Source organism: Streptomyces sp. NPDC002130, from assembly GCF_040296465.1.
GTDB lineage: Bacteria > Actinomycetota > Actinomycetes > Streptomycetales > Streptomycetaceae > Streptomyces.
In genome coordinates this window covers 1-1,238 of record NZ_JBEOXI010000998.1, presented here as the reverse complement: position 1 = coordinate 1,238, position 1,238 = coordinate 1, and the positions used below count along the sequence as shown (strand labels likewise).

Sequence of the window (1,238 nt, the reverse complement as noted above, 5' to 3'; positions counted from 1 at the left end):
ACCGGCGGTGTGCGCGTGTCGACGGCAGGGTTCACCGGCACTTCCCCGGGCGTGTAGTCCTGTGGGTCACCCGTCCACTCCGACAGAGGAGTAAGTCGCGTCCGGTCCTGCAAGCTGTGCACTTCTGCCAGATCCGTTCCCCCTGAGGTCGCGTAGCGAGCGACTATCCAGTTCATCGCCGTCGGAGAACGCAGCAGCGTCAAACCCTTGGGCACGTTGCCTTTCCAATCCGGCCCGGCTACCAGATACGGTCCTCCGGTCCGCCCCACCGTCCGAGATCCCGGCACCGTGAACACGTCGCTCCACGCGTCGAGGATGGGTACAAGCCAGTACCGCGTGCCGAAGTCCGGCAGTGAGAGCACCTGCGGTTCCGTCGACACGTCCAACCAGCCCGACGAATAGAGAGTGTCCGCATTGGGTGAGACGACATCGGTGAAGGACGCGTCCGGCGTCGTTCGCGCGTAAGCGAACTGGTTGAGCGGGGCTTTCATCGCCACCGGCGAAGGCACCGCCGTCATGACATCCCGCGATACTGCCGCAATCAACAGTGGATATCCGAAGATCCACGCCTGCGTCGCCAGGTCTTCCAGCCGAGAACGGTTCTTCGACAGAGTCATGCCTGCGCATACCACCGCCCTCACCAGCGCAAACCTGGCTGGCACTCTCCCTGTCTTGTGTGCCAGTACCGAATGGGTGCATATTTCGATTACCCAACGAGGTGTGCCGGACCGACGCATGCGCGTCTGCCCGAGATTTGCCCCAGCACCGAGGGAGGAACAGAAATGAACAGAAACGAAGCAATAGGCATTTCTCCGTTCCAGGCAGCCGGATCGTTGCAGGGGTTCGTCATTTCCGGTCGTTGGCCGGACACAACTCAGGAGTGGGCGCAGCTTCTCGCATTGGCTGTCCGAGTGGCCTCGATGCCGGGTTTGTTGCCGACGACGACGGTCTTCGGGGTTCGCGAGGACGTTCCCGAGGACCCGCAGCCGGGCACCGTGGGTCTGGTGGTTGCCGAGGGGCCGGTGCTGGGCGATTTCGCCCTGACGCCCGGACGCTTCTCCGATCATCAGCCACCGGCACTGATCATGCTGCACCCACCGTCGGAAACTACGCCCAGCCTGCCGGAATGCGAGGGCAGCGCATCGGGATGTGTACTACTTCCCGGCCTTCCCTACCTGGGTTTGGAGCATCGGGCGGCGTGGGTCGAAGCAGAGCCGGACGGCACTGTCGTCTCCATG

At 63.3% G+C, this 1,238-nt stretch carries 2 protein-coding genes; one reads left to right on the top strand and one right to left on the bottom strand.

Features of this window, described 5'->3' with window-relative positions; all coding sequences use genetic code 11:
- Positions 1-617, bottom strand: a 617-nt coding sequence (locus ABT116_RS47795; protein ID WP_351647750.1) for a DUF1254 domain-containing protein, incomplete at its 3' end; no start/stop codon positions are given.
- Between the two features lie 165 nt (positions 618-782).
- Between ABT116_RS47795 and ABT116_RS47790 the strand changes: the two genes are divergently transcribed.
- On the top strand, positions 783-1,238 hold a 456-nt coding region (locus ABT116_RS47790), incomplete at its 3' end, for a peptidase (RefSeq protein WP_351647748.1).